Genomic DNA, 10601 nt, shown 5'->3' with positions numbered 1-10601 from the left:
TGGCATGACAGAAGGAGAAGAAAATGGCGTTCAAGGGTATGGATGTCGACATCCTGACCGGTGTTCACACGCAGTTGACCTCGCTGCAGGGGCAGCTGGACACCCTGATCCAGCAGCTCACGACTCAGGTCAACACTGCGCACGAGCACTGGGACGGCTCGGACTCCACACAGTTCGAGTCCGAGTGGGCGAGTAGCCACAAGGTCGCGTTGACTAATGCTTCTCACGCGATCACCAGTTTCGCGTCGAAGCTCAACTCCAACATCCAAGCGCAGGAGCAGACCTCCAGCACGTACTGATGCTCGTGTGCTGGGCACGGACCCGGGCGGCTGGCTGCTGCCGAGCCGCCCGGTGCCGTCGCAGCACCGAGAACAGATGAGAGTGAGTGGATGATGGCCAGAGAAGGCATGGACGACGATGTCGTTGAGGGTGTTGCACGGCAGATGCGCCAGATTGCCGATCAGCTGCAGACGATCGCGGCCTCGGTTGAGGGCGAGATATCCCGTGTGTCCGGGGTGTGGTTCGGCGACGCCCCAGTGCAGATGCTGGCCGACTGGCGCACTCAGCACGGCCCAGGACTGCGAGCTGCCGCCGGCTCGGTCACGACTTTGGTCGGCCGGCTGGACCAGAACGTTGCCGCGCAGCGGGTGACAAGCGCCACGTATGCCGGGAGCACTTCGTCGTCAGGCGTCGCCGGAGGTGGTGGCGGTGGAGGTGGAGGCGGTCGCTGGATCTCGGACATGGTTCACATCCCCCCGTGGGTTAGTTCGCAGTTCAAGGACGGGCTCATGGACCCTGCCGGGCTCGGCGAAGGCCTCGAGGAGTGGGCAAAGCGTCTTGCGCATTTCGAAATCCGCGGCTCTGACGGGAAGTTCATCAAATTCACGGGGAATTCGCTCGAGAAAATATTTGCGAGAAATAGCCTCGAAAACTTCGTGGCTAATCCGGGAAATGCGGAAGTTTTTAAGACGTTGAAATGGGGGTCGACGGCGATCCGCTTTGGTGGTTACGCGGCCTCGGCTGCAAGTATTGGTGTCGACTTGTATTTCGGATACCAGGAAAATTCCGGTCTTCCGGTTGTCGATCGCAGCGCATATGCTGTTGTTAATGCACTGCCCGACATTGGGGCAACCGCTGGTGGAATAATTGGAACGGCTATTCCGGTTCCAATCGTCGGCTCCGTGGTAGGTGGCGTCGTGGGGTATGGCATCGGAGAAGTGCTCAAATACAGTGCGGAGAATGCGCCGGAACTCATCGATGCTGCCACCGGTGTTGCAGAGAGCGCCGCGGCGGGCATCGACAATTTCAGTTGGAGCGTATCGCAATTTCTCGGAAGTCTGAGGTGGTGAATATGGAGGTCCTACGATCTGGCTGGGGAATCGAATTTGCTGTGCCGAATGATTGGGCGCCAACGGCGACGCCTCAAGACGGCGGAATAGTGGCTCTTGAGCCGAGGCTCGAGGAATTTCGCGCGAACATTGTCTTGGTGTCGGGTCCTGCAGGGACGCGAAGCCTTCGACAATGGCAGGCGGCCGTCGAGGCTGAACTGCCATCTGCCCTTGCAGGTTATCAACTTATCGATCTGACCCCTTGGGAGACGGACGTGGGGTCAGGCGGTCGACGATTGGCTCAATACACGACGGTCCAAGGCGACTACCTTTCGATGGAACAGTGGTTCGTGCGCGCCGGAAGCGTCGGCCATACACTCACGGCGACGGTGGAGACTTTTCGGTATTCGGTGCTCGCGCCGACGTTCCGTGCGATGGCGGAATCCCTGACGTTGCCCGGGGTGTCACGATGAGCATCATTGTCGAGGGCGGAATCATACGGCTTGATGACCGCGATTTCACCGGTATGGTCACCGGAGCGATCCCGATGCCCGACAACGATCAGCCGTTGCTTCCGCAAGCGTTTGCGTCGGTGATCGAGCCAACCGCACTGTTCCTGGTGTCCTTCGTGACCGCTGACCGCGGGTGGCAACACCAGATCTGGATCGGTGCTGCAGGGATGGTCGCGCTGCTCGACATCGACGGGGCGCAGAAGGAGCTGGTGACAGCTGAGATCGATGCAATGCCGGGGATAGTCGCGGCAGCCACGACCCTGGGGCCACGGCGGCCCCAGGGCGTCCGCACACCGATCCCCGCGACGGTGAAAGGCCTTCAGCGACTGCTCGAGGCGGAGCCCGCAGAACGTGCGAAGCGGCTACGTCCCTTCGATGCTGACCGCTTGTGGGTGCTGGACGGTACGGGGTTCTGTCCGGACGGATCGATTGCAGCGCAGGAAAGCATTCTGGTCCTGGACGGGCCGGGCGGCGTCTGGGTACCCGAGAACGGACAAGTCGTGCCGACCACGCCGACGGCAGTGTGGACCTTCCTGACAGCGGTCCTGGTCCAGCTCAGCACGGCCGGAGCGGAGCCTGATCCGACCCAATCTCCTTCGGTTGTGGGGAGAGCGATGTGACCTCGGTGGTGCCAGCAATTCTGCACGGACATATTCGCCGGATGAAGCTGCTCGCCTGTGCGCTCGCCGTGGGGGTGTTGTTCCTGGCCACCGGCTGTACTGGTGGTTCGGGAAAGGCTGCGGTGCCGTCGGCGGACGCTTCGTCGGGAGTTCCGGGTTCTGCGGCGACTCCGGCGGCGGTGTCTCCGTCGTCGCACGCGGGCGAAGCGGTGCCGCTGGTCTTGGTGGTGGATGGATCCGGATCGATGGTGACCACGGATGCGGGCGGCGGCGTATCTCGGATGGCGGCGGCGCAGCGCGCGGCGAGGCACGGCAGGTTGCGACGTCCACCGGGCTGGGATCGGTGCAGGTCGGGCAGAGCCTGGATCGGGTGCGTGCGGTCAATCCGGGGTTTCCTGAGTGGTCGGCGGGGAGTCGGTTCAGCGGATCACCGCCGGGGCTGACCGGTCCGGGGAAGGTGCTCACGGTGATCGTGTGGCGGGATTGTTCGTACCTCTTCGATTCGTCGAAAACGCTCGTGGGCATCGACCCGGGTGGCAGCGGCACGATCGACGGCGTCAAGCCAGGATCGTCACCGGTCGAGGCGAGGGCGGTGTATGGTGCTCCCGAGTCGACGGCGAAGAACGCCGATGGCACGTATTCGGTGCTGTATCAAGCAGATTCGACCGCCAAGACCCACTACTTGATCGTGTACAACGGCAACCCGGCCGCTGGAGCCACGGTCATCAAGATCATCTACGTGTGCGCCTGCAGCGTGCCACGGAAGACCGTGGCCAAGACGCAGGTCTCCTACGTCTGGCCGTCGACGCAGGATGGCTGGACGATCCGGCAGCGGTCGGACGATCCGTGTAGCGCCGTCTCCACTGGCGACGACGGTGTGAGTAGTAACTTCGCCACGAGGCCGGACGAGTTTTCGTGCGGTATCGAAGCCGATTCCTTGCTGGTCTGCCGGTATGACGCCGGTTCGGTCACCTGCCTCGTCAATTACGAGATGAAGGACGCCGTCCGGTTCCGAAGCACAGGTCCGGCGGGCCGCCACTTCGCGGTCACGGCTCACCCACAACCGTTGCGAGCGACCCTTAGCAACGGTCAGGTGTGCAACTGGATCTCGCACGACCAGACGCAGCACTACGGTGGCCGCAACAGTTGGCTGTGGTGTGGCGAATTCTCAGCGGATCCGGTGAGGGCACTGCTGCTCAAGTCCAACGGCTCCTACTTCGACACGTCCGGGACTCTGTGGACAGCCGAGTACGACGTGGGCACCGCGGCACCCACGACGGTCACGGTGAAGAGTGTCGTCTACGCACAGTGAGTACGGCGTTCACGGCTACTGCGGCGGCAGCACCGACTGCTGGCTGGGCAGCTGGTCCTGGCGCAGCAGGCCGACGGGGCAGGTCAACCCGTTGGGCCCGTGATTGCAGTAGCCCGCGGGATTCTTGTGCAGGTATTGCTGGTGGTAGGCCTCGGCGTAGTAGAACAGGCCCGCCTCGGCGGCCGGCCGGATCTCGGTGCTGATCTCGCCGAAACCGTTGTCGTGCAACACTTTTTGGAATGCGTCTCGGGTGGCTACCGCGGCCCGCTCCTGCTCTGGCGTGGTCCAGTAGATCGCCGAGCGGTATTGCGTGCCGACGTCGTTGCCCTGCCGGTTGGCGGTGATCGAGTCGTGATTCTCCCAGAACGACTTGAGCAACTGCTCGGCGTCCGTCGCCGCCGGGTCGTAGGCCACCAGCACGGCCTCGGTGTGCCCGGTGCGGCCGGTGCAGGTCTCCTCGTACGTCGGGTTGGGCGTGTAGCCGCCCATGTAACCGGCTGCCGTCGTGACGACGCCGGGCAGTCGCCAGAAGATGCGTTCGGTGCCCCAGAAGCAGCCCATGGCGACATACAGCACCTGGGTGCCCTCGGGCCACGGGCCCTGCAGCGGAGTGCCGAGCACTTCGTGCGTCGTCGGTATGCCGGGCAGCGGCGTCGCGCGGCCGGGCAGCGCTTCGTCGGGTGACACCGGTGCGGTCTTCTTGCCGAAGAGGAACGTCATATCCCCGTAACGACCGAGCGGCCGGAAGGCTTCCCGGTCAGCAGTTCTTGAAGCCGGTCTTGGCCTTCTTCTGGGCTGCCGTCTCCTTGTAGCTGCACGAGGTCACCTTCGCGCTGCCCTTCTTCAGGGTGGCGGTGTCGCCGGTGTTGTTCCAGATCATCGACCTGGTCATGCCCCAATAGAGGTTGGCCGCGGTGTTCTTGCCCTTGCCGGTGTGCACGGTGACGGTCTTGCCGGCGCCCAGCTTGAAACTGCTCGGGAAGCGGAACGTGTGCTTGGCGCCCGCGTCCTGGATGAGGTAGCCGGACATGCTGATGGTCTTGCGGGTGACGTTCTTGACCTGGATGTACTCGCGGTTGAGCCGGGTCTGCGTGTATGGCGTGTCCGCGCCGGGCTGGTCGAAGTAGAACTTCGCGAACTTCAGCGTGGTGGCCGCGTGCGCGGGTGCCGCGAACGGCAGCGCCATACCGGCGGCGAGGACTGTGGAGGCAGCAAGGAGCGAGGCGCGACGGCGCATGACGGTGACTTTCGAACGAGACGGGGTGACCGGCGACGGGCCGGGTAAAGAAATAGTAAAGGAAAGTCCGCTCGTTTCCGAACTGCCCGACCCCCGCTACGGCGGGGCTGGCTCACGTCTCGGACGGTGGGGGCACCGCGAGCCCGAGGCGCAGGAGACCGCGACGGAATCCGGCCTCCTGGCGCGCGGTGATGAGCAGACTCCGCTCATCGACCAGCCGGCAGTGCTGGCGCAATTCGGTCGCGACGTGCGATGCGGTCGCCGCGTCCGAGCAGGTGACCAGCCGCACAGTCCCGCGATCCCGCAGTCGCGCGGCCGCGAAACGGGCATCGGCCAGCAAGTTCCGCATCGGCGCGGGCACCTCGTGCGTGCCGCGCTCGGCGAGGAAACGCTCGAAGTCCTCCAGGGGACGGCCGGCCGCCACCGCGGCAAGCAGACTCTCGGCCGAAACGCTCCAGATCTCCTCGGTCGTCTCGGTGGCGTATGCCGACAAGGCCATCCGGTCGCCGGCCGTCAGTGCCCCAGTTGCCACCACATCGCAGTTCGGCAGGATCGTCAGCGAGGTGTCCTGTGCGGCGTGGGGTGGCTCAGCATAGCGTTCGGCCTGGCCGGTGACGTACGCCCCGAGCGCGTTCAGCCGGATCGCGTGCAGCCCGTCATACCGGCTCAGCGCGTCCAACTCGTCGGTGCCCCAATTTTCGCGGAAGTCGTCCCGGGCTCCTGCCGGCGGCCGCAACTCGACATCGAGCAGTCCGAGCGTAGCGGCATACTCCAGCAGGATGACGAGCGTGTAGCGCCCTTCCAGCAGGCTCCATTCGTGAAATCCGCTGTAGCCCAGGCTGCCGTACTCCGGCTCGCAGATGTAGAGCCGCCAGATGGCGCGGTCGTTGCGGACGATCCCGAACACGGGCCCGGTGCGGCGCATCTTCGCGAAGAGGTCGTCGATGGTGATCCACTCACCCGGCGGGAGGGTGTCGAGCACGGACGCGACAGCGGCGCGGCGGCGCGCGACCGCCGTGAGGACGTTCTTCGCGCGCTGGCCCTTGATGTGCTCGATCCGGCTGAACTCGTCGATCACACCGTGGCTCGCCCATCGGGTCCACAACAGCCGGATCGTCTCAGCGCCGGGATTCTTTTGTGCCGCACGGCCTTTGGCGGTCAGCTCCAGTCGGCTACCAGCCAGTTTGGCCAGGCCACCGGCCTGCAGCAGCACCGGCCAGGCGAAGGCGGCGATGTCCTCGCCGGAGTAGAAGTCGCCGTCCTGCAGGTGGTCGCGAACCAGCGCGATGGTGGCGGCTGATGGGCGGCATGTCTTGGCGCTGCAGCGGATCGAGCCTTGCGCGCACAGTTGCAGCATCGTGTGCAGGTTGGCGAGCGCCTCGTGATCGGTCGGGCGGGTCTGCGTGCTGGGGTCGTCCTCGATCACTATTGCTCCTATCGGTGAAGGCGGTTCATCCTCTCGCAGGTGTCCAGGTGGCGGCTCGGTAGCCTTACCCGGTGCTGACTGTGCAAGACGCCCTCATCCGCCTCCAGAAGTTCTGGACCGACCGCGGCTGCATGATCGTGCAGCCCTACAACACCGAAGTCGGTGCGGGAACGATGAACCCCGCCACCCTGATGCGGGTGCTCGGTCCGGAGCCGTGGCGGGTGGCGTACGTCGAGCCGTCGGTCCGCCCCGACGACAGCCGGTATGGCGAGAACCCCAACCGGCTGCAGACGCACACGCAGTTCCAGGTGATCCTCAAGCCGGAGCCGGGCAACCCGCAGGAGCTCTACCTGGAGTCGCTGGAGGCGCTGGACATCGACATCCACGCCCACGACGTGCGGTTCGTCGAGGACAACTGGGCACACCCGTCGCTGGGCGCATGGGGCCTCGGCTGGGAGGTGTGGCTGGACGGCATGGAGATCACCCAGTTCACCTACTTCCAGCAGGTCGGCGGGCAGAACCTCGACCCGATACCGGTCGAGCTGACCTACGGCATCGAGCGCATCATGATGGCGCAGCAAGGGGTTTCGCACTTCAAGGACCTGCAGTATGCACCCGGCGTCACCTATGGCGAGGCGTTCGGCCAGCAGGAGTACGAGATGTCCCGCTACTACCTGGACGACGCCGACGTCGAGGTCAACCAGGAACTTTTCGCGCGGTACACCGCCGAAGCGGAGCAGTTGCTCCAGGAGCGGTTGCCGGTCCCGGCGTACAACTGCATCGTCAAGTCCTCCCACGCCTTCAACGTGCTCGACGCGCGCGGCGCCATCTCGACCACCGAGCGGGCCAAGGCGTTCTCGACCATGCGGCGCCTCACGCGCGACGTGTCGCAACTGTGGGTCGAACGCCGCGCCGAGCTCGATTTCCCGTTGCTGAAGACCGAGGCGCCGAAGGTGCTGGCCGGGTCGGCGGTCCGGCACCCGGCGGACGAGCCGGAGCTGTTCGACCTCGCTTCCCTGCCGACCGTGGCCGAGACGCTCGCCGTCGAGATCGGCGTCGAGGAGCTTCCGCCGCACGTCGTGGACCAGGCGATCGGCTTCGTGCGCCAGCAACTCACCGAGCGGCTGGGCGCAAGCAGGCTCACGCACGGTGCGATCGACGTCGTGGGCACCCCGCGGCGGATAGTCGCCACGGTCGCCGACGTCGCCGCGCACGAGCCCGACGCGGCGATCCTGCGCAAGGGGCCGAAGGTCGCCGCGGCATACGACGCGAACGGCGAACTCACCAAGGCGGCACAGGGATTCGCGCGCGGGCAGCAGGTAGACCCCGCCGAGCTGATCCGTGCGGAATTCGACGGTGTCGAGCACGTCGCGGTCAAGGTCACCGAGACCGGTCGCGACGTGCTGACCGTCACCGGCGAGATCGTCGCCGGGATCATCGAGAGCCTGCGCGCCGACAAGAACATGCGCTGGTGCGACCCGCAGTTGTCCTACAGTCGGCCGGTCCGCTGGCTCGTCGCGCTGTGGGGCGAGATCGTCGTGCCGGTGCGTGCATCGGAGCTGACGTCGGGACGCACCACCTACGTGCACCGCACCGACCCCACTCCGCTGGTTCGTGTCGACACTGCCGACCGGCTGCGGCACGTGCTCGACGCGCACGGGCTCGTCCTGGATCCGGCGGCGCGGCGTCAGCAAGTCATCGATCAGTCCCGCAAGCTTGCCGAATCCGTCGGCGGGACAATTGATTTCGATGGCGAGTCGGCGCTGGTCGACGAGATCACCAACCTGGTCGAGGAGCCGCACGCCATCCTCGGCACGTATGGCGAGAAGTATCTCAAGCTGCCTGAGCAGATCCTGACGACGGTGATGCGCAAGCACCAGCGCTACCTGCCGGTCCGCGACGCGCAGGGGGCACTGATGCCCTTCTTCGTGACCGTCGCCAACGGCGCCACGGATGACGTGCTGGTCACGCTCGGCAACGAGACCGTGCTGCGGGCCCGCTACGAGGACGCGGCGTTCTTCTACGACGCGGACCTGCAGGTGCCGCTGGCCGACCTGCGCACCGGCATCGGCAAGCTGACCTTCGAGAACCGCCTCGGCTCGATCGCGCAGCGCGCCGACCGGATCCGCGACGTCGCCGCCGGACTGTCCTCTCGGGTAGAGCTTCCCGAGGACGAGCAGGCCACGCTGCGGCGGGCTGGCGAGCTGGCGAAGTTCGACCTGTCCAGCCAGATGGTGATCGAGTTGTCCTCGCTCGCCGGTTTCATGGCGCGCGAATACGCCACGAAGGCGGGGGAGACCCCGCAGGTGGCGCAGGCACTGTGGGAGATGGAGCTGCCGCGCTCCGCAGGCGACGCGCTGCCCGAGTCTGCACCCGGTGCGATCCTCGCGCTCGCCGACCGATTCGACCTGCTGGCAGCGATGTTCGCGATCGGCGCCAAACCATCCGGGTCGTCCGATCCGTTTGCGCTGCGCCGCGCCGCGCTCGGCCTGGTGTCGGTGCTGCGGGCGCATCCGGAGCTGGGCGCGATCAGCATCGACGCCGGGCTGGCGGCTGCCGCCGACCGGTTGCGGGCACAAGGCATTGAGGTCTCGGACGAATCCGTCGCATCCGCACAGGAATTCATCGTCGGCCGGTTTGCCCAGCAGTTGCGCGACGAAGGTGTGTCCGTCGGTCTCGTCGCCGCGGTCACCCCGCTGGCGGCAGCACCCGGCGTTGCGACCCAGGCACTTGCCGACATCGAGACCGCCCGATCGAACGACCGCTTTGCGCCCCTCGTGGAGCAGGTGCAGCGCATCACCCGCATCGTGCCGGAGGGGACGCCCGCGGCATACGACCGGGCATTGCTCGCCGGAGATGCGGAGCGGGCGCTCGTGACGTATGTCGAGGAGCTGCCCGATCACGCGAACGACGGTGTGCCCCAGTGGTTCCCGGATGCAGTGCGCCTGGTGGCGCCGCTGACGACATTCTTCGAGGACGTGATGGTGATGGCGGACGACCTGCAGTTGCGCGCCGCACGCCTCGGCCTGCTGCAGACCGTGGTCGACCGTGCACCGCGAGGGATCGACTGGCGCGAGCTGAACTCCGCGATCTGACGCCTCCGTCTTCGAAAGGACGGTTGTCGGTGAGTGGCGGTATACAGGAGTCCCCGAGACCAGGAGGCTCCGATGACCCAGCTCGCCGACGAAACCCTGCGCTGGTTGCTGGCTGGTGATCCGTCGATCCGGTGGCAGACGCTGGCCGGCCTGACCGATGCACCGCCGCAGGAGGTGGCCGCGGCACGCTCCGAGGTCGCCGAGTCGGGCTGGGGCAAGGACCTGCTCGACCAGCAGTCCGGTGGCCGGTGGGCCGACGGCGGATACTTTCCCGCGCGCGACTGGCATCCGGCGGTGCCCATCACCGGCGACCCGGAAGCGCAGCCCTGGGTCGCGACCCTGCCGACGCTGCGGCTACTGCGGGCATTCGGGATCGAGCCGGACCACCCACGGGTGCGTTCGGCGATCGAGGGCGTCGCGGAGCACTGCACCTGGGAGTATGACGACCTGCCGTTCTTCGACGGCGAGGTGGAGCCCTGTATCAACGGTGGCGCACTGTCCGTCGGCGCCTACTTCGGGCGTGACATGGATGCCCTGGCGACCCGCCTGGTGGGGGAGCGGTTGCCCGACGGCGGCTGGAACTGCGAGGCCGAGCGCGGCTCGACCCGGTCGTCGTTCCACACCACGATCTGCGTGCTCGAAGGACTGCTCGACTACGAGCGCGGCGGCGGACAGGTGCCGGTCGCCGAGGCGCGGCGCGGCGGCGAGGAATACCTGCTCAGCCGCGCGCTCTTCCGCCGGGCCAGCACCGGTGAGCCGGCCGACGACAGCTGGCTGGAGTTCTCCTTCCCGACGCAGTGGTACTACGACGTGCTGCGGGGCCTCGACTACTTCCGCGATGCCGGCGGCACGCCCGACCAGCGCCTGACTGATGCACTCGACCTGCTGCGCACCAAGCGGCAGCCGGACGGCACCTGGCTGCTGGAGAACACGCACCCCGGTCTGGTCTGGTTCGACCTGGACGACGGGGACGGAGCACCCAGCCGATGGAACACCCTGCGTGCGCTGCGGGTGCTGCGCTGGGCGGACGGGAACGACTGACGGGTGGTGTAGCGACGGCGCTGCCGCTGC

General features: G+C 66.3%; 10 protein-coding genes. 7 read left to right on the top strand and 3 right to left on the bottom strand.

Features of this window, described 5'->3' with window-relative positions; all coding sequences use genetic code 11:
• Positions 1-23 precede the first annotated feature (23 nt).
• The 5 genes from EFY87_RS09895 to EFY87_RS09880 all read left to right on the top strand — a co-directional run bounded on the left by EFY87_RS09895 (position 24) and on the right by EFY87_RS09880 (position 3772).
• Positions 24-299: a WXG100 family type VII secretion target gene (locus EFY87_RS09895; RefSeq protein WP_123271315.1), complete on the top strand. Its 276-nt coding sequence runs from the start codon at positions 24-26 to the stop codon at positions 297-299.
• Between the two features lie 108 nt (positions 300-407).
• Entirely contained in the window at positions 408-1349 is a 942-nt protein-coding gene (locus tag EFY87_RS09890) for a WXG100 family type VII secretion target (protein WP_123271314.1), read from the top strand.
• Positions 1350-1351: 2 nt separating this feature from the next.
• On the top strand, positions 1352-1801 hold the full coding sequence (locus EFY87_RS20005; RefSeq protein WP_148043300.1) for a hypothetical protein: 450 nt from the start codon (positions 1352-1354) through the stop codon (positions 1799-1801).
• Positions 1798-2460 (top strand): hypothetical protein, encoded by a 663-nt coding sequence (locus EFY87_RS09885; RefSeq protein WP_123271313.1) that lies wholly within the window; start codon positions 1798-1800, stop codon positions 2458-2460. Before EFY87_RS20005 ends, EFY87_RS09885 begins: the two co-directional genes overlap by 4 nt.
• 466 nt (positions 2461-2926) lie before the next feature.
• Positions 2927-3772 (top strand): hypothetical protein, encoded by an 846-nt coding sequence (locus EFY87_RS09880; protein ID WP_148043299.1) that lies wholly within the window; start codon positions 2927-2929, stop codon positions 3770-3772.
• A gap of 15 nt (positions 3773-3787) precedes the next feature.
• On the opposite strand, the gene msrA is transcribed toward EFY87_RS09880, so the two are convergent.
• The 3 genes from msrA to EFY87_RS09865 form a co-directional block, all read right to left on the bottom strand.
• The gene (msrA, locus tag EFY87_RS09875) at positions 3788-4492 is read right to left on the bottom strand and encodes a peptide-methionine (S)-S-oxide reductase MsrA (RefSeq protein ID WP_123271311.1); all 705 of its coding nucleotides are present in this window, start codon (positions 4490-4492) and stop codon (positions 3788-3790) included.
• Positions 4493-4529: 37 nt separating this feature from the next.
• Positions 4530-5009: a lamin tail domain-containing protein gene (locus EFY87_RS09870; protein WP_123271310.1), complete on the bottom strand. Its 480-nt coding sequence runs from the start codon at positions 5007-5009 to the stop codon at positions 4530-4532.
• A gap of 112 nt (positions 5010-5121) precedes the next feature.
• The gene (locus EFY87_RS09865; protein WP_220093588.1) at positions 5122-6435 is read right to left on the bottom strand and encodes a helicase-associated domain-containing protein; all 1314 of its coding nucleotides are present in this window, start codon (positions 6433-6435) and stop codon (positions 5122-5124) included.
• 71 nt (positions 6436-6506) lie between these two features.
• Between EFY87_RS09865 and EFY87_RS09860 the strand changes: the two genes are divergently transcribed.
• Entirely contained in the window at positions 6507-9530 is a 3024-nt protein-coding gene (locus EFY87_RS09860) for a glycine--tRNA ligase (RefSeq protein WP_123271308.1), read from the top strand.
• Positions 9531-9602: 72 nt separating this feature from the next.
• Entirely contained in the window at positions 9603-10571 is a 969-nt protein-coding gene (locus EFY87_RS09855) for a hypothetical protein (RefSeq protein ID WP_123271307.1), read from the top strand.
• Positions 10572-10601 lie beyond the last annotated feature (30 nt).

It is taken from the genome of Flexivirga caeni (genome assembly GCF_003724155.1).
Taxonomy (GTDB): domain Bacteria; phylum Actinomycetota; class Actinomycetes; order Actinomycetales; family Dermatophilaceae; genus Flexivirga; species Flexivirga caeni.
This window is presented reverse-complemented; position numbering and strand designations above follow the sequence as displayed.

Coding starts and splice junctions, on each gene's coding strand:
- EFY87_RS09885 (WP_123271313.1), top strand. CDS start 1,798: ATGAGCATCATTGTCGAGGGCGGAATCATACGGCTTGATGACCGCGAT.
- msrA (WP_123271311.1), bottom strand. CDS start 4,492: ATGACGTTCCTCTTCGGCAAGAAGACCGCACCGGTGTCACCCGACGAA.
- EFY87_RS09870 (WP_123271310.1), bottom strand. CDS start 5,009: ATGCGCCGTCGCGCCTCGCTCCTTGCTGCCTCCACAGTCCTCGCCGCC.
- EFY87_RS09895 (WP_123271315.1), top strand. CDS start 24: ATGGCGTTCAAGGGTATGGATGTCGACATCCTGACCGGTGTTCACACG.
- EFY87_RS09855 (WP_123271307.1), top strand. CDS start 9,603: ATGACCCAGCTCGCCGACGAAACCCTGCGCTGGTTGCTGGCTGGTGAT.
- EFY87_RS09890 (WP_123271314.1), top strand. CDS start 408: ATGGACGACGATGTCGTTGAGGGTGTTGCACGGCAGATGCGCCAGATT.
- EFY87_RS20005 (WP_148043300.1), top strand. CDS start 1,352: ATGGAGGTCCTACGATCTGGCTGGGGAATCGAATTTGCTGTGCCGAAT.